The sequence below is a fragment of the Ramlibacter sp. WS9 genome, from assembly GCF_003797765.1.
Taxonomy (GTDB): Bacteria; Pseudomonadota; Gammaproteobacteria; order Burkholderiales; family Burkholderiaceae_C; genus Ramlibacter.
On sequence record NZ_RKMB01000112.1, the window covers coordinates 1 to 608 of the forward strand.

Below are 608 nucleotides of genomic sequence, written 5' to 3' on the forward strand. Positions count from 1 at the left end.
GCTGGTGCTGCCGCGGGTGCTGGCGCTGCTGGTATCGCTACCGATGCTGACCTTCGTCGGCATGCTCTGCGGCATCGTCGGCGGCATGACCGTCTGCGCCTGGACCCTGGACATCCCGCCGGCGATGTTCCTGTCGATCATGGAGGACGGAATCGGCGTACAGCATTTCCTGGTCGGTATCAGCAAGGCCCCGCTGTTCGCCTTCCTGATCGCCGTGATCGGCTGCCTGGAAGGCTTCAAGGTCAGCGGCAGCGCCCAGTCGGTGGGCGAGCACACCACCACCAGCGTGGTCCACTCGATCTTCGTGGTGATCCTGCTCGACGCCCTCGCCGCGCTGTTCTTCATGGAGATGGGCTGGTGAACCAGGACAACCCGCAGGCGATCATCCAGGTCCGCGACCTGTGCAACCGTTTCGGCGCCCAGGCGGTCCACGAGCACCTCGACCTCGACGTCCGTCGCGGCGAGATCCTCGGCGTGGTCGGCGGCTCCGGCACCGGCAAGTCGGTGCTGCTGCGCAGCATCGTCGGCCTGCGCCGGCCGACCTCCGGCAGCGTGCGGGTGTTCGGCGAAGACCTGCTGCAACTGCCGGAGGAGCGCCGCTCCCTGGT

At 67.6% G+C, this 608-nt stretch carries 2 protein-coding genes; both read left to right on the forward strand.

Annotated features, from left to right (window positions below; translation table 11 throughout):
* Positions 1–361: ABC transporter permease (locus EEB15_RS33190; protein ID WP_199236705.1), on the forward strand; the 361-nt coding region annotated here is incomplete at its 5' end.
* Positions 358–608, forward strand: a 251-nt coding sequence (locus EEB15_RS33195) for an ATP-binding cassette domain-containing protein (protein ID WP_141514250.1), incomplete at its 3' end; no start/stop codon positions are given. The genes EEB15_RS33190 and EEB15_RS33195, both read left to right, overlap by 4 nt.